At 70.0% G+C, this 20,642-nt stretch carries 19 protein-coding genes and 1 tRNA gene; 9 read left to right on the plus strand and 11 right to left on the minus strand.

Annotated features, from left to right (window positions below; translation table 11 throughout):
* Nucleotides 1-114: 114 nt before the first annotated feature.
* Nucleotides 115-570 (plus strand): MarR family winged helix-turn-helix transcriptional regulator, encoded by a 456-nt coding sequence (locus tag ACQCSX_RS16250; RefSeq protein WP_427016301.1) that lies wholly within the window; start codon nucleotides 115-117, stop codon nucleotides 568-570.
* Between the two features lie 4 nt (nucleotides 571-574).
* Nucleotides 575-883 (plus strand): hypothetical protein, encoded by a 309-nt coding sequence (locus ACQCSX_RS16255; RefSeq protein WP_427016302.1) that lies wholly within the window; start codon nucleotides 575-577, stop codon nucleotides 881-883.
* Between the two features lie 75 nt (nucleotides 884-958).
* On the opposite strand, the gene ACQCSX_RS16260 is transcribed toward ACQCSX_RS16255, so the two are convergent.
* From ACQCSX_RS16260 to ACQCSX_RS16275, 4 genes are all read right to left on the minus strand, one after another.
* Entirely contained in the window at nucleotides 959-1,873 is a 915-nt protein-coding gene (locus tag ACQCSX_RS16260) for a pseudouridine synthase (protein WP_427016303.1), read from the minus strand.
* Between the two features lie 213 nt (nucleotides 1,874-2,086).
* The gene (locus ACQCSX_RS16265; protein WP_427016304.1) at nucleotides 2,087-3,691 is read right to left on the minus strand and encodes an amidohydrolase; all 1,605 of its coding nucleotides are present in this window, start codon (nucleotides 3,689-3,691) and stop codon (nucleotides 2,087-2,089) included.
* Nucleotides 3,681-5,018, minus strand: coding sequence for an APC family permease (locus tag ACQCSX_RS16270; RefSeq protein ID WP_427016305.1), 1,338 nt, complete (start codon nucleotides 5,016-5,018; stop codon nucleotides 3,681-3,683). The genes ACQCSX_RS16265 and ACQCSX_RS16270 overlap by 11 nt, the downstream gene beginning before the upstream one ends.
* A 343-nt stretch (nucleotides 5,019-5,361) precedes the next feature.
* A complete protein-coding gene (locus ACQCSX_RS16275) occupies nucleotides 5,362-5,874 on the minus strand; it encodes a COG4315 family predicted lipoprotein (protein WP_427016306.1) in 513 nt (170 codons plus the stop codon).
* A gap of 231 nt (nucleotides 5,875-6,105) precedes the next feature.
* Between ACQCSX_RS16275 and ACQCSX_RS16280 the strand changes: the two genes are divergently transcribed.
* The 3 genes from ACQCSX_RS16280 (at nucleotide 6,106) to ACQCSX_RS16290 (ending at nucleotide 8,037) form a co-directional block, all read left to right on the plus strand.
* On the plus strand, nucleotides 6,106-6,606 hold the full coding sequence (locus ACQCSX_RS16280; RefSeq protein ID WP_427016307.1) for a sigma-70 family RNA polymerase sigma factor: 501 nt from the start codon (nucleotides 6,106-6,108) through the stop codon (nucleotides 6,604-6,606).
* Nucleotides 6,603-7,331: a zf-HC2 domain-containing protein gene (locus ACQCSX_RS16285; RefSeq protein ID WP_427016308.1), complete on the plus strand. Its 729-nt coding sequence runs from the start codon at nucleotides 6,603-6,605 to the stop codon at nucleotides 7,329-7,331. Before ACQCSX_RS16280 ends, ACQCSX_RS16285 begins: the two co-directional genes overlap by 4 nt.
* 490 nt (nucleotides 7,332-7,821) lie before the next feature.
* Nucleotides 7,822-8,037 carry a TetR/AcrR family transcriptional regulator C-terminal domain-containing protein gene (locus ACQCSX_RS16290; protein ID WP_427016309.1) on the plus strand — a complete coding sequence of 72 codons (216 nt, stop codon included), beginning with the start codon at nucleotides 7,822-7,824 and terminating at the stop codon, nucleotides 8,035-8,037.
* Nucleotides 8,038-8,153: 116 nt separating this feature from the next.
* Here ACQCSX_RS16290 and ACQCSX_RS16295 read toward each other — a convergent pair whose 3' ends face one another.
* Both ACQCSX_RS16295 and ACQCSX_RS16300 read right to left on the minus strand, forming a co-directional pair.
* A complete protein-coding gene (locus tag ACQCSX_RS16295) occupies nucleotides 8,154-8,969 on the minus strand; it encodes a DNA-formamidopyrimidine glycosylase family protein (protein ID WP_427016310.1) in 816 nt (271 codons plus the stop codon).
* Nucleotides 8,962-13,863, minus strand: coding sequence for an ATP-dependent helicase (locus ACQCSX_RS16300; protein ID WP_427019077.1), 4,902 nt, complete (start codon nucleotides 13,861-13,863; stop codon nucleotides 8,962-8,964). Before ACQCSX_RS16300 ends, ACQCSX_RS16295 begins: the two co-directional genes overlap by 8 nt.
* 239 nt (nucleotides 13,864-14,102) lie before the next feature.
* Here ACQCSX_RS16300 and ACQCSX_RS16305 point away from each other — a divergent pair, with 239 nt between their 5' ends.
* Nucleotides 14,103-14,669, plus strand: a complete 567-nt coding sequence (locus ACQCSX_RS16305) for a hypothetical protein (protein ID WP_427016311.1) — start codon at nucleotides 14,103-14,105, stop codon at nucleotides 14,667-14,669.
* 46 nt (nucleotides 14,670-14,715) lie between these two features.
* On the opposite strand, the gene ACQCSX_RS16310 is transcribed toward ACQCSX_RS16305, so the two are convergent.
* The 3 genes from ACQCSX_RS16310 to ACQCSX_RS16320 form a co-directional block, all read right to left on the minus strand.
* A complete protein-coding gene (locus tag ACQCSX_RS16310; protein WP_427016312.1) occupies nucleotides 14,716-15,375 on the minus strand; it encodes a DUF4232 domain-containing protein in 660 nt (219 codons plus the stop codon).
* A 115-nt stretch (nucleotides 15,376-15,490) separates the two neighbouring features.
* Nucleotides 15,491-16,219 carry a YcnI family protein gene (locus tag ACQCSX_RS16315; RefSeq protein WP_427016313.1) on the minus strand — a complete coding sequence of 243 codons (729 nt, stop codon included), beginning with the start codon at nucleotides 16,217-16,219 and terminating at the stop codon, nucleotides 15,491-15,493.
* An 84-nt stretch (nucleotides 16,220-16,303) separates the two neighbouring features.
* On the minus strand, nucleotides 16,304-16,960 hold the full coding sequence (locus tag ACQCSX_RS16320; RefSeq protein ID WP_427016314.1) for a hypothetical protein: 657 nt from the start codon (nucleotides 16,958-16,960) through the stop codon (nucleotides 16,304-16,306).
* A gap of 248 nt (nucleotides 16,961-17,208) precedes the next feature.
* Here ACQCSX_RS16320 and ACQCSX_RS16325 point away from each other — a divergent pair, with 248 nt between their 5' ends.
* On the plus strand, nucleotides 17,209-17,838 hold the full coding sequence (locus ACQCSX_RS16325) for a hypothetical protein (protein WP_427016315.1): 630 nt from the start codon (nucleotides 17,209-17,211) through the stop codon (nucleotides 17,836-17,838).
* A gap of 56 nt (nucleotides 17,839-17,894) precedes the next feature.
* Nucleotides 17,895-18,302 carry a hypothetical protein gene (locus ACQCSX_RS16330; RefSeq protein ID WP_427016316.1) on the plus strand — a complete coding sequence of 136 codons (408 nt, stop codon included), beginning with the start codon at nucleotides 17,895-17,897 and terminating at the stop codon, nucleotides 18,300-18,302.
* Nucleotides 18,303-18,335: 33 nt separating this feature from the next.
* On the opposite strand, the gene ACQCSX_RS16335 is transcribed toward ACQCSX_RS16330, so the two are convergent.
* Nucleotides 18,336-18,914 carry a hypothetical protein gene (locus tag ACQCSX_RS16335; protein ID WP_427016317.1) on the minus strand — a complete coding sequence of 193 codons (579 nt, stop codon included), beginning with the start codon at nucleotides 18,912-18,914 and terminating at the stop codon, nucleotides 18,336-18,338.
* Between the two features lie 368 nt (nucleotides 18,915-19,282).
* A tRNA-Ser gene (locus ACQCSX_RS16340) sits at nucleotides 19,283-19,372 on the minus strand.
* 79 nt (nucleotides 19,373-19,451) lie between these two features.
* Between ACQCSX_RS16340 and ACQCSX_RS16345 the strand changes: the two genes are divergently transcribed.
* The gene (locus ACQCSX_RS16345; RefSeq protein WP_427016318.1) at nucleotides 19,452-20,624 is read left to right on the plus strand and encodes a DNA glycosylase AlkZ-like family protein; all 1,173 of its coding nucleotides are present in this window, start codon (nucleotides 19,452-19,454) and stop codon (nucleotides 20,622-20,624) included.
* The last annotated feature ends 18 nt before the right edge of the window (nucleotides 20,625-20,642 follow it).

The raw sequence follows: 20,642 nt of genomic DNA on the forward strand, positions 1-20,642 counted from the left end.
GTAAGCTAGTAGTTGCAGGCGCGTTATTTATTGTTGCACACGCAACTATAGAGCGCAAGCAACTAATTATTTGGCGTGCCTTCTTGGGGCACGGTGCAGCGAAAGGGGCCCCTGATGGGCATCAAGGACGACGCGGTGGAAATCCGGGCCAAGGGCTGGCGGACGCTGGCCGCCCTGCACGGCCTGATCGAGACCGAACTTGAGCGCTCGCTGCAGTCCAGCGCGAAGCTGTCAGTGGTGGAGTTCACGGTGCTCGATGCCCTGAGCCGGCAGGACGGCTGGCACATGCGCATGCAGCAGCTGGCCCGCGCCACGGCCCTGAGCCCCAGTGCCACCACGCGGCTGGTGAACCGGCTGGAGGATCGCGGACTGCTGATCCGCATCCTCTGCGCGGACGACCGCCGCGGGATCTACACCGAACTCACGGCGGCCGGCGTCGAACTGCTGGAGGGTGCCCGTCCGGTCCACGACGAGACGCTGGAACGGGCGCTGGCCCAGGCCGTGGAGGTCCCCGAACTGGCGGCGCTGGTGCGGGCCCTGCCGCAGCTGCACACCTCGCCAATGGGCTGAGCGGATGCCCTCATTCCGCGCCCAGCTGCAGATCATGGGCCTGCGCCCGGGCAACGCCCCGGAGGCCGTGATGGACGCCGCCGTGGCCGCCGTCGGATCCATCCATGTGGTGGAGGCCAACCAGCTTGACCTGGTGGCCGGCATTCCGCGCATCACCGTGCGCTTCATGGTGGAAGCCAGCGAGTACGGGGCCGAGAACCGCCAGGCGCTCCATGCCGGTGCCGGCATGCGCGAGGAGGTCGACGCCGTCGCCGTGGCGGGCCGGCTCAGCGTGCTGCGCCGCAACCGCGGCAAATGGATGCCGCTGGGCTGAGCGGCCCGGTCCGGCGCTGCGGATCCGGTCATCCGCCGCCGGTCTACTGGGCGCGGATGACTGAACCTGTGGCGTTTAGCCCGGGAAGCCGCCGAGCTTGAGCGCCGAGTCGTAGCGGACGGGGCGGTGGGTCAGGGGATCGGTGAATTCGATGCTCTTGGCCAGCAGCTGCAGCGGCTTGGTGTAGTCGTCCGGCGCCTGCTCGTGCAGCACGGGGTAGAAGGGATCGTTCATGATCCCGATGCCCTGCGCGGCCAGGTGCACGCGCAGCTGGTGCGTCTTGCCGGTGTGCGGGGAAAGCTTGTAAAGCCCGACGGCGCCGTCGGGGCCCATGGCGGTGTCCTCCAGCTCGATCAGGGTCTCGGCGTTGGGCTCGCCCTCCACCTCCTGGGCCAGAAGGTAGGTGCGGGACTTGACCATCCGGCTGCGCACGGTCAGCGGGAACTCCAGGTCCTCGCGCACGCCGGCCACCGCCTCATAGGTCTTCTGGACCTGGCGCTTCTCAAAGAGCAGCTGGTAGTCGCCGCGGGTTTCCGGGTTGGCGGAAAACAGCAGCACGCCGGCCGTCATGCGGTCCAGGCGGTGGATCGGCACCAGGTCCGGCAGGTCCAGCAGCACCCGCAGGCGGACCAAGGCCGATTCCTGGACGTACATGCCGCCGGGGGTGGTGGGCAGGAAGTGCGGCTTGTCGACCACCACCAGATCATCGTCCTGGTGCAGCACGCTCAGCTCCACCGGGAGCCGGTCCTCCACGGGCAGTTCGCGGTAGTACCAAATGAAGGTGTGCTCGTTCAGCGGGGTCTTGGGAGTGACCACATCCCCGCCGAGTGCCTTGACCTCGCCGCGGACAAACCGGTCGATGATGCCGTCCCGATCAACGTGGTTGAACCGGTCCAAAACATAGGCCATGGCGGTGTCCCACGGGCCCTCGTCCGGCATGCGCATCCGGGTGGCGTTGACTCCGTTGCGCACGGGGAGGGGAGATTTCATCACCTATCAAGCGTACCGGTGGGCTCAACCAGCGGAATCCCCGTTGGTTGGGCTTGCCGAAACCTGGTGGGGTGGGCCGGGTCTCGCTCCCCAGCCGGTCCCCGGCCTCGCAAGCTCGGTCGGGGACCCCTGCGGCTGTGGGCCCAGGCTCGACCAGCGGTGCGGGAGGTCTCGGCGGGCCCGCTGGACGAGCCCGCCGAGACCACCGGACGTCTAGCCCACGCGGTCGAGCATGGACTGGATCTTGCCGTCCACGAACGTCCCCAGCACGGCGCTGGCGGCCAGTTCGTCCGGGGCGGCGGTCAGCGGATCCAGCTCAAAGACAGTGAAGTCGGCGCGCATGCCCACCGTGATGGACCCCGACACGTCCCATTGGCCGGCGGCGCGCGCGGCATGGGAGGTGTACCCCTGCAGCGCCGTGAGCGCCTGGCCGGGGGCGATGGGTGCCTGGTCCGGGTGTCCGGAGCGGCGGCGCAATTGGGCGTCCGCCAGGATCGGCAGCGGCTCGAAGGGGGCGATGGGCCAGTCCGAGCCAAGCCCCAGCACCACGCCGGCATCGCGCAGGTCCCGGCCGCGCCAGGCCCGGTTGGCACGCTCGGTGCCCAGCCGGGTGGACCAGTTGTCGCTGTGGTCAGCGCGCGAGTAGTGCGTGCAGTGGGTCGGCTGCATGCTGGCCGCCACACCCAGCCGTTTGAACCGCTCGACGAGGGCATCCGGCACCGTCTCGATGTGCTCGATCCGGTGGACGGCGGTGCCGGAGCCCGCGGGCAGGGACTCCAGCGCATCCAGCACATGGGCCACGCCCGCATCGCCGATGGCATGGGTGGCGGTGGGGATGCCGCGGGCGGCGAAGTAGTGCACCGCCGCGGTGTATTCCGCCGGGCGCGGCCAAAACGCGGACGTTGACGCGCCATACGCGTCAGGCCGGTGCAGCCAGGCGGTGCCGTTGTCGATGGTCCCATCCACGAACAGCTTGATGGCATCCACCGACCACCGCCTCCCGGCAAGGCGCGTCTGCTGCGCCAGCCGCTCCCACTCGGCCTCGCCGCTGCCGGGCATGCACCACGGGGCGCAGCGCAGCCGCAGCGGCAGCGCGCCGTCGTCCTCCAATGCCTGGTAGAGCTCCAGCGAGCCGTCGCTGAGGTCCATGACGTGGCCGCCGGTCAGGCCGGCGGCGGCAAAGCGCGCCAGCAGCGCCGCCAGCCGGCCCTTGCGGTCGGCCAGTGGTTCCTTGGGCATGACCCGCTGCACCAGCTCTATGGCCGCTGCCTCCAGCAGCAGCCCCGTGGGCACGCCGCCGTCGTCGCAGACCACCTCGGCCGTCTGGTCGAAGGCGCGCGGGCCGGTGATGCCCGCCAGTTCCAGGGCCTTGGCGCTGGCCAGTGCGCAGTGCCCGTCGAAGAGCCGGACCAGGGCCGGGCGGCCGCCGACGGCGTCGTCGATCGCGTTCCGGTGCACCGCAGCGGTGCCGAACACATTGGGGTCCAGGCCCCACGCGCGTAGCCAGCCGTCCGCCCCGGAGGCCTGCGCCCGCAGGAGGGCGCGCACCTCGGCCAGCGACCCGGCCCCGGAGAGGTCGCAGCCGGCGGTCAGTTCCAGGCCGAAGACCGGGTGGATGTGGCAGTCCACCAGCCCCGGGGTGAGGGTGGCGGCACCGAGGTCGAGCACCTGCGTGGCCGGCCCGCGCCAGCCGGCGGCGTCGGCGCGGCTGCCCACGGCGGCCACCAGGCCGTCCCGGACCGCCACGGCCTGGATCGGTGCCGGGCCGCCGTCGAGCGTGTGGATGGTCTCGGCGAGGAGGATGAGGTCAGTCGTCATGGGATTCAAAGCTTCCAATCTTGGCAAAAACGTGCGGACGGGCGGTGCGCAGCCGGCGGGCGATGAGCAGGCCGGCAGCAAAGACGGCGGGGGCCACCAGCAGCAGGATGGCGTTGGTCAGGGCGTCGGCGAAGGTCAGCAGCTCGATGTTGATCCCGATCAGCGCGACCACCCCGAAGAGCAGCACAGCGGAGACCATGCTCAGCGGCACGAGCAGCTTGTGGGTGATGGCCGCGGGGTTCCGGCGCAGGTAGATGAATGCTGCCACCGAGACCAGGCCCTGCAGCCCCCCGATCCCGAAGATTCCGGGCGTGTTCACCCAGATCAGCAGCTGCTTGTAGGGATCGGCGCCCAGCACGGCGCAGATGATAATGACGACGGCGGCCAGTGCCGTCTGCAGCTGCCCGGCCAGGTGCGGGGACTTGTACTTCGGGTGGGTTCTGCCCAGGAATGCTGGCAGGACGCCGTCGCGGGCCAGCATGTAGACGTAGCGGTTGATCGCATTGTGGAAGGCGAGCTGGGAGGCGTAGACGCTGGTCACGATCAGCACGTACATCACCACCTCGGCCCACGGGCCAACATAGTGGCTGATGGTCTCGAAGAACATCCCGCCGGCCAGCTGCCCCGCGGCCTCGACGACGTCGACGTCGCCGTAGGCCTGCACCACCGTCCAGACGATGAAGGCGTAGAAGACGGACATGAAGCCGACGGCGATGAACGTGGCCCGGGGCACGGACTTGTCGGGGTCGCGGGCCTCGCGCCGGTACAGCAGGGTGGATTCGAAGCCCATGAAGGCCGCAAAGCAGATGCCGAGGATGGCCAGCACGCCGGGGTTGAAGGCGTGCTCGGGGGCGAAGGAGGAGGTGCTGATGCCGTGGGCGCCGCCGCGGGCCAGGATGCCGGCACCCATGATGGCTAGGATGGCCGTCTCGGCGACCAGCAGCACGCCCAGGACCTTGGCCCCGACGTCGATCCCGCGGTAGCCCAGGAACCAGACGGCGGCGACGGCGGCCAGCGCCACCACCGGCCAAGGCACATCCACGCCGAAGAGCACCTGGAGCATGGCCTGGGTCTGCACGGCGAAGAGCCCGTAGACGCCGATCTGCAGGCAGTTGTAGGAGACGATCGCCAGGATGGCCGAGGCCAGGCCCACCGTCTTGCCCATGGCAAGGGTGATGTAGGTGTAGAAGCCGCCGGCGGCCTTGACGTGGCGGGTCATGGCCATGAACCCGACGGCAAAGAGCATCAGGACGGCGCCGGCGATCAGGTAGCCCATGGGGGCGCCGATGCCGCCGATGGAGATCGCCACGGGGGCGACGCCGGCCATGACGGTCAGCGGTGCGGCGGCGGAGATGATGAGGAAGGCGATCCGCCGGTGCCGAGGGCATTGCGCTTGAGGCCATCCTCCGCGTCCGCGGACGGCGGGCGTGTTTCGATGTCTGACATGGGTGGAACCTTAGGGAGGGGAGTCGTGGGCCTAGTTAACCGAAAGGCTTTCGATTGGTATGGGGTCCTGTGACCCGCGGCACAATACCTTGCGGGAAATTTCTGGCTAGGGGTCGAACCCGATCCGGTCCGGCACACGCAGCAGGCGCCCACCCCAAAGGGGTGGGCGCCTGCTCTATCGCACCGCCACGCCGGCAGCTGTCGTGCCGCCTATTGGATCAAGGCTAGGCGGCGGGGGTGCTGATCTTTTCCCCTGCCGGGCTGATGACCCACCAGATCTTGTTGAAGCCCTGGCCCTTAACATCGCCGGGGGTGGCGTCGTCGGCGAACAGGTACAGGGGCATTCCGTTGAGTGTGACCTGCTTGGTCCCGGTGTCTGTCGTGATGACACCGATCTTTCCACTCACGCCCTCTACCACCGGTGTGCCGGAACCGGCGGTCACCGCGGGCCAAATCGTCTGGCAGGCCCCTGTGCAGGCGCTTTTTCCGGAGTCTTTGACGTCCTTGTCGAAAACGTAGACGGACATCCCCTTGCCGTTGACGACGATGTTCCCGGGCACTGTCGTGGCGGTGGCCAGATCCGCCGGGGCGGCACTGGCAGCGGGCGCCGAATTGGCGCCGGCAGCGGCCGGGGCTGACATTGTTCCGCTGGATGTTGTTGCTGAGGTGCCGCAGCCGGTCAGGGCCAGAACGGTAAGGGACAGCACCGCCATGGCAGTGCTCAATCGCTTAGTCATGAAATATGGCTCCTCTACTAAAACAAAGACACCGGGTTATTGCCAGCGGGTCGTTGCGGTGGGTTGGCACGGCGCGGGTACGCCGCTGTGCGCTAAGACGCCGAGAATGGTGGGGATGGTTCAACTGGTGCCATGAATTTTGTCGACTGAACCTTTCGGGACCATCCGGCGTCTTACCGGGTAGCTCTGCTCCACGATGGGGGCTGTTCCATGATGAGGTCAGGGGTGTCCATGCCATTGGATGATGAGATAGTCGCAGAGATCTACAGGGACCATGCGCCGGTGCTTCGGCGCTTTGTCATGGGAATAGCATCAAGCCCGGACCAGGCCGAAGACGTCGTGCAGGAAACCATTCTGCGCATCTGGCAACAGGCTCCCAGGATCACCACCAGCACGCGCAGTTACCTTTTCCGGACGGCCAGAAACATCGTCATCGATAATTTCCGGCGACAGCAGCGCCGGCCGCAACAAACACAGACTGAGGACCTGGAGCAGATGGCGGTTACCGTTGAGCATGTGGATGGGTTGCTGACGAAGGTTCTGATGGAGGAAGCCCTGGGCCGGCTCAGTGCCGAGCACCGCGATGTTGTGATCGCCCTGCATTACCGCCGCCTGACCGCGGTCCAGGCCGCCGGAGAGCTCAACATCCCGGCAGGAACTGTCAAGTCGAGGGCCTTCTACGCGCTCAAGGCCCTCCGGGCCGTTCTGGATGAGATGGGAGCGAAACCGTGACCGCAGACCCGGCAGACCACGCGGCCCTGCACCACCTCGTGGGAGCCTACATTCTCGGCGGCCTGGAGCCGCGGGAGCTGGCGCTGTTCGAACTGCATCTGGCACTGTGCCCCCGCTGCGTGGGCGAGTTGGAATCATTGGAAAGCCTGTCCGGATTCCTTGATGCCGTGCCGGCGGAGGCAGCCATTGCCTCGCGAAGCACACCGGCCGGCCTGGCCTCCCAGGCCCAGGGTGGCTCCACGGAACAGGCGGATTCCCCGGACCGGGCCGGGCAGGCCAGCATGGGGACGCTCATGGAAAAGCTGGCCGCCCGTCGCCGTCGGGCCCGGTGGCGCGCTGCGGCACTGGTTTCCGGTGTCGCCGCGGCATTCCTGGCCATCGGCCTAGTGGCCGGGCCGTCTGTCACCGCGCACCCGAAGCCTGAGGAAAGTTTCACCACCAGCACCGCCTCCGGACCCCAGGTGCAGCTGGGTCTGGTGAAGAAGGCCTGGGGGACCGAGCTGGCACTGGACGGGCACAGCCTGCCTGCCCGGGGGATCCTCTCCCTCTGGGTCAAGGACAAGTCCGGCAGCTACGACCGGGCGGCCAGCTGGAGCGCCACAGCCCAGGGCCAGGCCAAGGTCACCGGGGCAACGCCGGTCAGCATCGAGGACGTGGCAAGCATCGAAATCCGCGACGCCGCCGGACGGAAAATCGCCGTCCTCTCCAGAGCCATCGGAAGCTAGGAGATTGCTCCGACGGGCCATGGCCGGCACCGGCGGCCGGTGGCACCTATCGGCGCAATCTCCTAGTGTCGTACCTAGCCGCTGATTGGAGACACCCCATGGCCCGCCCGCTCGTTCCGCTGATATCCGTCGATGCACTCGTCAGGGCTGCCCTTGACCTGGTCGACGAGAGCGGCGATTTCAGCCTGCCCAAGCTGGCGCGCCGGATCGGCGTCAGCCAGTCTTCGATCTACAGCCATGTCAGCGGCCGGGAGGAGATCCTGGAGCTGATGCGCGGGCGGATCATCGCCGAGAAGGCCCGGCCGCCGATGGACGGACAGGGGTGGGATGCCGTGCTGCGGACTTTGATCCGTGCCTACCGCGATGCCTTTGCCCGGCATCCCCGGCTGGTGCCGCTGCTGGTGCTGCAAACCGTGCAGGACACCGACGTCATCGGCATGTACGAGGAACTGGCGCTGGCCTTGAGGAGGCCGGATTCCGCGGCAAGGACGTGGTCTCGGCCCTGTCCACCATCGACAGCTTTGCCCTCGGCGCCGCCCTGGACCTGGCCGCCCCGGAGGTGGTGTGGGCACCGCCGTCGGACGGGTTCCCCACGCTCAAACGCGCGCTCGGCCATGCAGGCCCGGCGCAGCAGCGCGGCGAGGACGCCTTCAACTTTGGGCTCGAGATCCTGATCGCGGGGCTGCGCTCGCGCCTGCAGGCCTGAACCGTTCGAAACCCTCCGCGAACAAGCAGTTGGGGACAGTCCCGGGCAACAACACTGTCCCCAAGTGCTGGTTCGACAAATGGTTTGGGGGTTGTCCGGGTAGGGTCCGCAGCGGGTCAGAGGAGGGGCTGGCAGCTGGGGCAGAAGTAGAGGTCCCGGGGCTGCCGGGCCGGAAACGCCGGATTCGCCTGGGTGCCGTGGCGGATGATCGACCCGCAGCGCTTGCAGGGCTTGCCGGCCAGGCCGTAGACCCACGCCGCGGCATCGCCCGTCGCCGGCCCGCCCGTGGTGGAGCGCTGGGGCCTGTCCTTGTTGGCCTCCAGCAGCCGCTTCGCCAGGTCCACCAGCCGCGGCAGGTCCGGCACCTGGCCGGTGGGCGTGTCCGGGTGGACGCGGGCCAGGAAGCAGAGCTCGTTGCGGTAGATGTTGCCGACCCCGGCCAGGTTCCGCTGGTCCAGCAGGGCCAGCCCCACGGGCCGCTCCTGCGCCGCCAGCAGCCGGCGCAGCGCCTCGGCAGCATCCCAGTCCGGGCCCAGCAGGTCAGGACCCAGATGCCCGACGGCGTCCGCCAGCCCACTCTCCGGCAGCACCTCCAGCAGTCCCAGCGAGAAGCCCACGGCGGTGCCCACCGCCGTGGACAGCACGGCCCGGGCCGTGTGGGCCGGCCGGCGCCAGCGCACGGGCCGGCCGCCGCGCGAGACGGGCGGGTACACCTCCCAGATCCCTTCCACGGACAGGTGCGAATGGACCACCTGCCCGGCGACAAAGACCAGCAGGTGCTTGCCCCGGGACTCCACGCGGTCCACTGTGCTGCCGGTGAAGTCGACGGTGGCGAAGGCCGGAACGCGCAGATCGCAGCCCGTCAGCACCCGTCCGGCCAGGGCTCCGCGCAGCAGCTTGGCCTGCCGCCAGACGGTGTCGCCCTCAGGCACGGATCCGCAATCCGCGCGGGGTGGTGTAGGCGCCGGCCTCCACCAGGGCCCGGGCCAGCGGGGTGCCCAGGATGTCTGCGCCGTTGACCTTCTCGATGGCCAGCTTGTCCACGGCACCGCGCTGCACCACCGACACCAGGGCGCGGGCGGCCAGCGCCACGCCGTCGTCATCCGCGGTGAAGGCGAGCAGCGTCTTGCCGCCGCGCTCCACGTACAGCGCCAGGGCGCCGTCGACCAGCACCACCAGCGCACCCGCCTTGCGGCCGGGCCGGTGCCCGACGTCGAGCGCCGGCCAGGCGAGGGCGGCGCCGTAGGGGTTGGCCGGGTCCGTGGCCGCCAGCGCCAGTGCCTGCGGCGGTGCCGGGTTGAGCGCGGCGTCCTCGCTGAAGGAGCGCAGCCGGTCCACCGTGGCGGGCACGGCAAACTGGGCCGCACCCAGATGCTCGATGAAGTAGCCGCGGCGGCACTTGCCGCCCTCCTCCAGCCGGGCCAGCACCTTGTACATGAGCCCGAACCCGCCGGGGATGCCCTCGCTCATGACGGAGCCGCGGGTGATCACGCCGTACCTGTCCAGCAGGAGCTCTGCCAGCGCATGGGTGCGCAGCGTGGTGTGCTCCTCCGGCGCCGGCAGCAGGCTCCAGCGCCCGGCCCCCAGCGGCGGTGCGCCGCGGGGTGCGCCGCCGGCCAGTCCCGGGGCGCGGCCCAGCCGGCCATAGCGTCCGGCCGGGCGCAGCCTTGGTGCGCTGGGGCGCTGGCGGTGCGCGGTGTGTCCGCCCGCAATCAGGGAGCGGACGGGGGCAAAGGTGTCGTTGCTGATCCGGCCGGCCCAGAGCAGCTCCCAGAGGGCCGCCGTGAGCTCGTCGTCGGAGGGCAGCGCAGTGCCGGTGGGGTCCGCCGCCAGCTCGCGCAGCTGGTGGAAGAAGTACGCGCCGCCGCCGTTGAGCTGGGCCAACAGCCGGCCCTGCAATTCGGTGGGTTCAAAGCCCGGCACGGGAGTCAGCGTTAGCGGGGCCGACTCGGCCACGTGCAGGGACAGCCAGCCGTCGTTTCCGGGCAGCGAGCCGTTTCCGGAGAACAGGATCTCCCCGCCCGCCGTGAGCTCATCCAGCATGGCCGGTCGGTAGTCGGCCACGCGCGAGGCCAGCACCAGCGGCTCCCACGCGGAGGCGGGGATCGGCACGCCGGCCAGCTGGTCCACCACGGTGAGCAGCCCGTCCAGGCCGCGCAGCGCCGCCGTGCCCCGCGCGGCCGGGCCGCCGGCGGCAGTGACGTGCTGCCAGGCGGGCAGGAAGCGGCCGAACGTCGCCGGGTCCACCGGCTCCACCTCGGCCCGCAGCGCGGCCAGCGAGCGGCGGCGCAGCCTGCGCAGCACCTCGACATCGCACCACTCGCTCTGGGACTTCAGCGCACCGGCCGGTGGGCCGGTGGGGGAGCCGGTGGATGGGCCCACGCCGGCGAGGGCCCCCAGCTGAGCTTGCGAAGCCGGGAAGCCGGCGGGCAAAAACTCGCCCTCCGAAATCCGCCCATCCGCGGCCAGCCGGGCCAGCCCGCTGACGACGACGGCGGCACCGAGTCCCAGCCGGACGGCGGCCTCTGCCGCGGTGAAGGGTCCATGGGTGCGGGCATAGCGGCCCAATAGGTCGCCCAGCGGATCGGCGACGGGCTCGATAAAGGCCAGCGGGATGCCCATGGGCAGCGGGATGCCCAGGGCATCGCGCAGCCGGGCGGCATCCTCCACCGCGGCAAAGCGCTCCTCCCCGGCCATGTTCACCCGCAGGGCCCGGTTGGTCCGCACCAGCGCTTGAAGGTGCCCGGACGCCAGGTCGGCGTGGGCAGCCAGGGTGGCTCCGCCGTCGTCGTGCCCCCGAACATCGGTGCCGGGCCCGTCGCCCACACCGGCGCCGCGCTCCAGCCGGGCAGCCACCTCCGCCACCGTCAGCGGGCCGAGCAGGCGCAGCAGGTCCGCCACGCCCTCCAGTCCGCGTGCCAGCCGGTCCGGGGCCAGCCGCTGCAGCTCCGCCTCGGTCGCGGCGATGACCTTGGGGTCCAGGAGTTCGCGCAGCTCGGCCCGGCCCAGCAGTTCGTTGAGCAGCGATGGATCCAGCGACAGTGCCGCCGCGCGGCGCTCGGCCAGCGGGGAATCGCCCTCGTAGAGGAAGGAGGCCACGTAGCCAAAGAGCAGCGAGCGGGCAAAGGGCGAGGGCTGCGCTGTGGTGGTCTCGACCACGCGCAGCTCGCGCCGCTCGATGGACGCGGCGATCTCCTTCAGCGCCGGGAGGTCGTAGACGTCCTGCAGGCATTCGCGGACCGTCTCCAGCACGATCGGGAAGGATGGATATTTCCGCGCCACGTCCAGCAGCTGCGCCGAGCGTTGGCGCTGCTGCCACAGCGGGGAACGCTTGCCCGGATTCTGCCGCGGCAACAGCAGGGCGCGGGCCGCACATTCACGGAACCGGCTGGCAAAGAGGGCCGAACCGCCCACCTCCGCGGTGACGATGCCGTCCAGCTCGGCCGGATCGAAGAGGAACAGGTCAGCGCCCGGCGGCTCGTCGTCCATCATGGGCACGCGCAGCACAATGCCGTCGTCGGAGGCCATGGCCGAGCCGTCCATGCCGTACCGCTCGTGCAGCCGCGCCGCCACGGCCAGCGCCCACGGCGCATGGACGGGCATGCCGAAGGGGCTGTGCAGGACCACGCGCCAATCGCCCAGCTCGTCGTGGAAGCGCTCCACCAGGAGCACTTTGTCGCTGGGCACGACGGCGGTGGCCTCCTGCTGCTCCGACAGGTAGCTGAGCAGGTTGTTGGCGGCCCAGGCATCCAATCCGGTGGCCTCGCAGCGTTGGAGCGCGGCCTCGCGCGGGGCGGCGCTGAGTTCCCGGGTGAAGGCACCCACGGCCCGGCCCAGCTCCACGGGCCGGCCGAGGGAATCGCCCTTCCAGAACGGCAGCTTGCCCGGCTGGCCAAAGGCGGGGGAGACCAGCACCCGGTCGTGCGTGATGTCCTCGATCCGCCAGCTGGTGGCGCCCAGGGCGAAAACGTCCCCCACCCGTGACTCGTAGACCATTTCCTCGTCCAGCTCGCCCACGCGCCGGCCGCCCTGCCGCCCGGTGGTCGGAGCACCCTCCGTCTCGGTGCCGATGATGTAGACGCCAAAAAGGCCGCGGTCCGGGATGGTGCCGCCGGAGGTGACGGCCAGCCGCTGGGCCCCGGGCCGGCCGGTGAGCGTGCCGGCGACACGGTCCCAGATGATGCGCGGGCGCAGCTCGGCAAACTCGTCCGAGGGGTAGCGCCCGGCGAGCAGGTCCAGGGTGGCGTCAAAGGCGGAGCGGGGGAGCGCGGCGAAGGGGGCGCTGCGCCGCACGGTGTCGAACCATTCCTCGACGTCGATGCTGCCCAGCGCCGCCGCGGCCACCGTCTGCTGGGCCAGGATGTCCAGCGGGTTGGCGGGGATGTACAGCGGCTCGATCTGCCCGGCCAGCATCCGTTCCACTGTGACAGCCGAATGCAGCAGGTCTGCCCGATGCTTGGGGAACAGCACGCCCTGGGAGACTTCGCCCACCTGGTGCCCGGCGCGGCCCACGCGCTGGAGGCCGCTGGCCACCGACGGCGGGGATTCCACCTGGACCACCAGGTCCACGGCCCCCATGTCGATGCCCAGTTCCAGGGACGACGTCGCCACCACGCAGCGCAGCCGGCCGGACTTGAGGTCGTCCTCGATCAGGGCGCGCTGTTCCTTGGAAACGGAACCGTGGTGGGCCTTGGCCAGCACCAGCTCCGCGCCGGCGGTGGACCCGGCCTGGGCCATCATCTGGGCAGGCAGCCGGGCGGGAGCGGGACCTCCGCCAGCCCTGGCGCCGGCAGCATTGGGACCGGAGGTGCCGGACGGGCCGCCACTGGCGCCGTCGCCACCCTCCGGGTTCCCGTCTCCGGCGGCCAGGGTCAGCCGCCCGGTGTAGATCTCGTTCAGCCGGCCGGTCAGCCGCTCGGCCAACCGGCGGGAGTTGGCGAAGACAATGGTGGAATTGTTGGCCAGCACGTGGTCGACAATCTTCTCCTCCACATGCGGCCAGATGGAGGCATTGGGGGCCAGCCCGGAGGCCGGGCCGAGGTCGTGCGCGGAAGCCTGGGCGGGCAGCTCCGTCATGTCCTCCACCGGCACCGTGACGGTCAGGTTCCAATTCTTGGTGCTGGCCGGGGCCACAATGGCAACAGGCGCGGACCCGGCCAGGAACCGGGCCACCGTCTCCCGCGGCTCCACGGTGGCGGACAGCCCGATCCGCTGCGCCGGACGCTCCAGCAGGGCATCGAGCCGCTCCAGCGAGACGGCCAGGTGCGCGCCGCGCTTGGTGCCCGCCACGGCATGGACCTCGTCCACAATCACCGTGTGCACGCCCGCCAGGGTCTCGCGCGCCTTGGAGGTCAGCATCAGGAACAGCGATTCCGGCGTCGTGATCAGGATGTCCGGCGGGTGGCTGAGCAGCCGCCGGCGCTCGCCGGCCGGGGTGTCACCGGACCGCACGCCCACGCTGATATGCGGCGCCGGCAGACCCATGCCCTTGGCCGTCTGGGTGATGCCGATCAGCGGGGCGCGCAGGTTCCGTTCCACGTCCACGCCCAAGGCCTTCAGCGGCGAAATGTAGAGCACCCGGGTGCCGCCGTCGGCAACGCCGCCGGGCCCGGTGGTGGCGTCCGACGGCGCCTGGCCGGGCTCCGCGGCGATCAGCCGGTCCAGCGCCCAGAGGAAGGCGGCCAGCGTCTTGCCGGACCCCGTGGGGGCCACCACCAGCGAGTGCGATCCGGCGGAAATCGCCGCCCAGGCACCGGCCTGCGCGGGGGTGGGGGAGGCGAAGGCGCCAGTGAACCAGGCCCGGGTGGGCGCGGTGAACTGGGCCATCGGGGAGGACCCGACGGCGGGGCCGGACGGGGCTTGCCGGCCCGCGGTTTTCTTTGGCGGCACGGCTCCATCATGCCGCAACGGTGTGACATTTGCCCGCGTCCGGTGTGCCCGGAACATGGCCCCGCGCATTCGTTGTAATCTGGCGGTACAAATGGCAATGCTGCCTTTGCCGTTTCCCGTACGCACCGTGCGGAATTTTTGCGCGGCAAGGTGCACACAGCGGAGATGGAGGGGCCGTGGTCTCGCGGCATGTGGGGAACAACTGGTTCCCCATGCTCGGTCTGTCCCTAGTGTTCCTTCTGGGCGCGGCCGTTGAACTGGTCGGCAACAGCACCTACGGCGCAGCACCGCGGTACTTTGTCTTCGCGTCCCTGGCGTGGGGCGCAGGATCGGCCCTCTGGTTGTGGAAGAACCCCTCCGCGTGGCCGGCCGAAGGCCGCAAATACCTCTACCTGGGCGCGGCGGCGCTGGCCGGCGTCGTCCTAGGCGCCATGCTTCCGTTCCTGAACGGCTGCGGCCCGTGGCTGGCACTGGCCGGCAGCCTGGTCTACTACGGAAACCTGGAACGGGCGCGCGTGATTGTCACCGCCGGTGCTGCTTCGGCCGCGGCCGGACTGCTGGCTGCCATGGTTTCGGCCTCGGTCTGGGGCGGGCTGATGCACGCGCTGGCCGCCGTGGTCTGCGCCTTCGCCAGCAGCCGGCTGCACCTGCTCCGGCACGGCCGGCGCCGGGCCCGGCAGCACGAAGACATCGATGTACTGGACTTCCTGCAGGACGACGACGAGGATTCGCGCGCCCGCTGACGCCGGACCGGCCCGCCGGAGCGGCCCGCCGGCGCCAGCTTGAACCCTAGGGCTGGAACGTCCCGGCCTGGAACGCCCCGATGGTCAGCAGCTTGATGTCCTCGTTGCTGCAGGCCGTGAGCGGGTGCGCAATGTAGAGGGCATCGGTGGCACTGGGCGGGTAGATGCGCAGGCCCTCGGCGGGCACCTGCTGGCAGTTCTGGTAGTTTCCGGCCTGTGTATAGCGCAGCACGGCGGTGGCCGAGGCTCCCGCGGCCAGCTGGATGGGGCCCGACGACGGCGCTGCCGCGTCCCGCTCGGCCGCGGCACCGAGCTGGGTTCCGTTGCCCTCGCCCACGAGCGAGACGCCCGGGTAGCCGTCCAGCACGCAGGTCGTGCCGGTGGTGTTCTTCACGATCAGCTTGATGTAGATGCTGCCGGCCGCGCCGCCGCCGGAGTCATCCAGCGCACCCGAGAGCATGGCTGCGCTGCAGAGCGCGTCGGCTGCGCTGGTGCTGGCTGGAGTGCCGGCTGGAGTGCTGGCCGGGGCACTGGTGGTCTCGGCCGCGGCGCTGGAAGTCTCCGGGGAGGTGGTGCCCGGCGCTGCAGTGGTCTGGCTGGCGGGGACATTGCCGCCGCAGGCGCTCAGCGCCAAGGCAAGGGCAGCCACTGCCGCGGCGGACAGCGTAGCGGAGAGGCGGGTGCGGGACCGTCCGGTGAAGTTCATGGTCCCAGCCTCTAGTGCTCGGGTGCCCGCGTCAATTCTGGCGCGGGCCCGCACCCAAATTGCAACAATTGCGGTGTCCGGCCCGGGATGCGGGCCGGACACTACAAGGGTGTGGCTACTTGGCGGTCTTGCGCGTGCGCACCAGCGCCACGCCACCCATCGCCAGGCCCAGCAGGCCGGCACCGAGCCCGATCCAGCCCGGTGCCTGGCTGGCCCCGGCCGATGCGGCGGGCTCGGCACCGGCGGCCTCGGCACCGCCGTCGGCGTGGGCGGCACCGTGTGCATCGGCGTCGGCGGCCGCGGCCGTCACAGCCAGGCTGGGGGCCGGTGCCTTGAGGGTCTCGGGGTCCTGGCCCGCCGCGGCGATGTCGGCCCAGTTGGTTTCCCCGGTCTCACAGCTCTGCAGCGTGGGGAAGTAGAGCGTCTTGCCTGCGGCGTCGGGCACCTTCAGGGAGAGCGTGAGGACATCGCGCTGGTGCGCATCCAGCGGCGTCTTGGCCGTGTAGATGATTTGGCTGGTCCGCTCGGTGATGGTGCTGCCATTGGCCTGCGTCACCGGGGCGTCGAGCTTCTGCGTGGTCTTGGAGATGGTCCAGTTGGCGTTCACCGTGGGGGTGGCGTCGTTCAGCTCCGTGGGGAGGGTGATTGCCACGGAGGTGGTGGGGGAGCCGCTGCAGCCGTGTCCGATGCTGAAGCTGACCAGCGAGTAGGAATTGGCGGCGGTGGAGGTCGGGTCGGCCTCGACGTGGGCGGAAGCGGCGCCCAGGCCAAGGGCCATCAGTGAGCCGGTGGCACCAAGGGCCAGGGTGGTCTTGAGGGCGCGGTGCAGCGTCGTGCGGGTCATGGGATTGCCTTTCGGGTGCACAAAAGCGTGCGGAAAATGAGGGGTATGGCTGAAGGCACCCCTGCGGATCCGTCCGGAAGGGTGCTAGGCGAAAAGGGCTGCGGCGGCCGGTGGGCCCCGCCGGCTGTGGCTGCGCAGGTACCGCCAGGGCCGCGGCACGGCAACGGTGCCCGGCACCGGGAGCGCATGGGCCAGCGGCAAGGGACGGACGACGTCGGCGGCCGGGGTGAGCAGCGGACGCAGCCACTGGGCCAGGGCCCAGAGTGCGGCCTCGCCCCGGGCGAGCACGACGGCGGTGGCAACAGTGGCCAGGGCATGGGCCGCGGTCATCGCGAAGCCGCCGCCGTGGTCCGCCATGGTGGTGGCGGACATCGCCGGTCCGGCCATGCCTGCGGCGGTGGCCTGCTGGAAGGCGGCGGCCGTCTGGGCCGCCGCGGAAAGCGAATGGTCGTGCAGCGCCGGCATCGGCACGCTGGGCCCGGTGCCGCCGGAGAGCAGGTCAAAACCCTGGTGCAAGGCGAGCTGGCCGGCCCCGAGCAGGCCCAGCATGGCGGGCAGCGAGACGCGGATCCGCGTGGCCACGGTGGACACCAGACCGGTCAGTGCCGCCAGGGCGGCGAGGATCAGCGGATCCGGCAGCATGCCGCCGGCCAGCACGTGGGCGGCCGCGGCCAGGGACAGGATGGTGGCGCCAATGGCCGCCGAGCGCAGCAGTCGGAAGGGCGATGCGTGCTGTGGCACGATGCTCCTTTCCGCCGGCACAATCTGCCCCATTCTACCGAACGCGGCCGTCCCGCCGCCGTCATATATGTCCGGGTCAGAGCCCGGGTCGCGGGCGGGCAACGGCCCGGGTCCGCGCTAGCGCCTAGCGCTCTCCCCAGCGTCGCTCCGCTCAGCCGGGGCCCCTCGAGCGCTAGGCTTGGCGGAAACAACGCGTGGGGGCGGTTGTGCGATGGCGGCCCCTGCCTACAGGTACGAAAGATGCAGCTATGGGGCACCCACTCCCGGAGTCCATGGACGACACCGTCGTTCTGCCGGCCTTTGACGGCGACACATCCTTTGACGGCGCAGCACCGGAGGCAGCGCCCGACGCCGGTCCACCTGTTCCGGCGCGTGGCGGCCCGCCGGTCCTTGCGCTCGCCGTGCTGGCCGCGCTGTCCCTGGCCGCGGGCGTTTTCTGCCTGGCCGCCGTCTACCTGGTGCCCGGCGCCCTGGACGCGCCCTCGCCGAACCAAGCGGACGTTCCGTTGCCGGCCTGGGGGCCCCTGCTGTGGATGGTGTCGCCGGTGTTCCTCACCGTTGGCTTCGGCATTGCGGCCGGGCTGCTGTTCGTCCGCGCGCACCGCGTGCCGGTGCAGGCCTCCCGACTGCGCGGCGGCCTCTGGGCACTGGCGTTGGTGCTGCTGGCCGGCGCAACCATCTTCCTCTTCGCCCAGAACATCTTCGCGGAGGCCATCCTGGCCATGGCATCCGAGTCGTCGGCCGGCCGGTTCCGGGGCGGCGGGTCCTGGCGGCCGGAATGGCCCGTGCTGCTGCCCTTTGCGGCGCCGGGCCTGCTGACCCCGGGGCTGGCCATTGTGGCTGGCCTGCTCGCCACGGTGAAAAGGCGTCGGCCCTGAGCCGCCGGCAGCCCGAACCCCGGGTCGAGATCTTCGCGCTCGATGCGGCTGGCCGGGTGCTGGACGCCGACGCCGACGGCGACGGCGGCAGCGCCCCCGGGCCGGATGCCGGGCCCGGTGCCACTGCATCCGGCTATGCCTGGCACGCCCCCACCGCCTGGGTTGTTGCCGCGGTGTTGGCAGTGGTTGGTGCCGTGCTGGTCTTTGCGCCCCGGATCTTCACCGGGTCCCTCGCCCCCGGTGCCGTCCACAACAATGGCGCCAGCATGTCCCTCCAGCCCTGGCCAAGCGTGGCCGCGGCCGCCGGCCCATCGTTCCTGCTCGTGGGCCTTGGCCTGGCCGCCGTCGGACTCTTCCTCCGGGCCGCAGCGCGGAGCCGGGGCAGCACGCCGGCCCCACCGGCAACTGCCTTCACTAACGCGGACGGTGGAAATTTCGGTTCGACGGAGATCCACCCGCGCTAAGTGGCAGCATCCTCGGCAGCCGTGCGTCCCCGGCTACATCGGAGAGCGCAGATACACATAGCCCGCCGTGGCGTCGCAGAAGGCGGTGAACCGTCCGACGCACGTGTAATCGCCCGCCTGGTCGTAGGCGAGCACCCTGGTCCCATAGACCTGGGCGGTCCAGGCGTCCCGCCATTCAACGATCGTGGCTATCTGGAATGAGCCCTTGCCGTAGATCTTGAAATCGGAGGTTTGGAGGTAGAGGCCGGGCTGTCCGTCGGCCAACGGCAGGCTGGCGCTTCGGTTGGCGATCTGGACCCAGCCGGTCCCGTTCCAGCTGGAGAGAGTGGTCAGAAATGTAACCGTCTGGGCCCCGTTCGACGCCGGTGACCGATAGGCATAGGGGGCCGGAACCCAAATCTGCGGGTTGAAGCACACCGAGGGATAGCCGCCGCATGCATCGTAGTGCAGGCCCTGGGCCTGGTAGCCGACCACGGATCCCGGCCAGTTGCCTGTTGTTACCTCGTGATAGGCCGCGGCGGATGATGCCGGAACGACGATGGACAACGCCGTCAGGATCAAAGCCAGCCCCGCGAGCAACGCCCGCAATGGCGTCTGCCTCTTGCGTTTCACGCCAATCATCTTCTTCGACTGGTTCCGAGGTGATTTGTTCCGCGTCGGTCTTGGTGCCGAACGCTGAACGTGGTTGGCAGATGATTATCGAAGCGGTTCACGGCGCAACTCGACCAACCGGAAGTGAGGCCTGGACGGAAAGCTGATGTAACCCAAGTGTGCTCGCCTCTCCGGGACGCCGCAAGGCGGGGATGGCGCCAGGCATGGATAGCTGTGGCGTACCGTTCTGCGCAGAGTTTGCCGCAGACAATGCGCAGCAGCAGCTTCTGCGCACTGTTGGCTCGAAACTCTGCGCAGAACGGTCCGCCGGAAATGACAAAGGGCGTCTGCCTCGCTGGTTTCCCAACAAGGCAGACGCCCGTTGCATGTGGCGGTGACGGTGGGATTTGAACCCACGTTAGGCTCTCACCTAAACAACATTTCGAGTGTTGCACCTTCGGCCGCTCGGACACGTCACCAACTCGATTACCTTACCGGACACTGGGCGCTGATCCCAAAATGAGACCGCCGCAGCCGGGGCTGATGCAGGATGGTGCCATGGACGCAGAGATGGACATTGCCAAATTCCGGGCCTGGGCCTGGCACAAGCAGGGGCTGGATGGATCGCTGGCAGGAGCCGACGCGGCGCGGGTGTTCGGTGCCGCGGGCTGGGCGCGCTCGGTGGGCGGGGCCAACCCGTACCTGACGCTCTTTGCCCGGGCCGGCATCCGCCGGGAGCAGGTGGACGCCGATGTTGCGGCCCTGCGCATCCATGAACTTCCCACCGCCCGCGGCTGCACCTACGTACTAGGCGCCGAGGACTTCGGTTGGGGGCTCCAGCTCGGTGCCGGCGCCGCCGGAGCCACCGCCAAGGTGCTGGAACGGCTGGGGGTGGCGACGGCGGAGATCGCCGCGCTGGAGGAGCAGACGCTCGCCGTTCTCCAGACGAGCGGCCCGCTGGACCCGAAGGAGCTCAAGGATGCCTTGGGCGGCACCGTGCGGAGCCTGGGGGAGGAGGGCAAGAAGAAGGGCGCCTCCACCACGCTGCCCACGGCGTTGGGTCTGCTGCAGGCCGATGGCCGCATCCGCCGCGTGCCGGTAAACGGCCGGCTGGACCAGCAGCGCTACACCTATACGTCCTGGGACCTCCCTCCCAGCGGCCTCAGCGACGAGCAGGCCCGGGCACGGTTGATGGAGAGGTACCTTGCCTGGACCGGAGGGGCCACCCTGAAGCAGACGCAGTGGTTCACCGCCTTCACCGTGGCCCAGACCAAGGCCGCGCTCGCGGACGCCGGGGCCGTGGAGGCCCATGGGCTGTGGATGCTCCCGGCCGACGTCGAGGCGTTGGCGGACTTCCGCGCGCCGGAGGACGAGCAGGTCCAGCTGCTGGCCGGATCCGATTCACTGGTGCTGCTGCGCCGCAATTCAACCGATCTTCTGGACCCCGCGGACCAGGGGAAGAAGGTGCTGGACTCCACCCTGGCCCTCCAGGCCGACCTGCCGGACCATCCGATTCTGGACCGGGGAAGGATCATCGGGCTGTGGCAGTACGACCCCAGCAAGGAACGCATTGCGCACTGGGCGTTAGGCGGCACCACAGCGGCCGTGAAGGCCCGCATCATCGAGGTGGAGGACTTCATCCGCGAGGATCTGGGCGATTTCCGCTCCTTCTCCCTGGATTCCCCGGCGAGCAGGCAGAAGCGGATCGACGCCTTGGACGCCGCCGGGTAGCAGGCCATCAGTTGGCCG

The sequence above is a fragment of the Pseudarthrobacter sp. P1 genome (assembly GCF_050156935.1).
Taxonomy (GTDB): Bacteria; Actinomycetota; Actinomycetes; order Actinomycetales; family Micrococcaceae; genus Specibacter.

Excerpts from the sequence above, each read along its gene's own strand:
- ACQCSX_RS16280 (WP_427016307.1), top strand. The coding sequence starts at position 6,106 with ATGCCATTGGATGATGAGATAGTCGCAGAGATCTACAGGGACCATGCG.
- ACQCSX_RS16345 (WP_427016318.1), top strand. The coding sequence starts at position 19,452 with ATGGACGCAGAGATGGACATTGCCAAATTCCGGGCCTGGGCCTGGCAC.
- ACQCSX_RS16255 (WP_427016302.1), top strand. The coding sequence starts at position 575 with ATGCCCTCATTCCGCGCCCAGCTGCAGATCATGGGCCTGCGCCCGGGC.
- ACQCSX_RS16260 (WP_427016303.1), bottom strand. The coding sequence starts at position 1,873 with ATGAAATCTCCCCTCCCCGTGCGCAACGGAGTCAACGCCACCCGGATG.
- ACQCSX_RS16265 (WP_427016304.1), bottom strand. The coding sequence starts at position 3,691 with ATGACGACTGACCTCATCCTCCTCGCCGAGACCATCCACACGCTCGAC.
- ACQCSX_RS16270 (WP_427016305.1), bottom strand. The coding sequence starts at position 5,018 with ATGGCCGGCGTCGCCCCCGTGGCGATCTCCATCGGCGGCATCGGCGCC.
- ACQCSX_RS16315 (WP_427016313.1), bottom strand. The coding sequence starts at position 16,219 with ATGACCCGCACGACGCTGCACCGCGCCCTCAAGACCACCCTGGCCCTT.
- ACQCSX_RS16250 (WP_427016301.1), top strand. The coding sequence starts at position 115 with ATGGGCATCAAGGACGACGCGGTGGAAATCCGGGCCAAGGGCTGGCGG.
- ACQCSX_RS16310 (WP_427016312.1), bottom strand. The coding sequence starts at position 15,375 with ATGAACTTCACCGGACGGTCCCGCACCCGCCTCTCCGCTACGCTGTCC.
- ACQCSX_RS16325 (WP_427016315.1), top strand. The coding sequence starts at position 17,209 with ATGGGGCACCCACTCCCGGAGTCCATGGACGACACCGTCGTTCTGCCG.
- ACQCSX_RS16275 (WP_427016306.1), bottom strand. The coding sequence starts at position 5,874 with ATGACTAAGCGATTGAGCACTGCCATGGCGGTGCTGTCCCTTACCGTT.
- ACQCSX_RS16300 (WP_427019077.1), bottom strand. The coding sequence starts at position 13,863 with ATGGCCCAGTTCACCGCGCCCACCCGGGCCTGGTTCACTGGCGCCTTC.